The 214-nt window shown below is 55.1% G+C and carries 1 protein-coding gene; it reads right to left on the reverse strand.

Features of this window, described 5'->3' with window-relative positions; translation table 11 throughout:
- The coding region (locus OGV98_RS23570) for a contractile injection system protein, VgrG/Pvc8 family (RefSeq protein ID WP_286550917.1) at nucleotides 1-214 on the reverse strand (214 nt) is incomplete at both ends.

Below are 214 nucleotides of genomic sequence, written 5' to 3' on the forward strand. Positions count from 1 at the left end.
CATGCTGTACGTCTTTGAAGCGTCCCGGATAATCAAAGATTTCATACTGTGTGCGCTGGCCGTTGAGGTTTTTGGCGTGGTGGCTGAAGTAACCGGGCCATCCGGGGGTTTTGAAGGTGTAATCCTGGTTTTCCACTGAGGAAGGGCGAATCTGTGCCCGGTAGCGGAACGCACTGATGCATGCGGTGGTGGCTTCCCGGGCGTTCGGGTTAAA

This window comes from Citrobacter sp. Cf136 (assembly GCF_030333815.1).
GTDB lineage: Bacteria > Pseudomonadota > Gammaproteobacteria > Enterobacterales > Enterobacteriaceae > Citrobacter > Citrobacter freundii.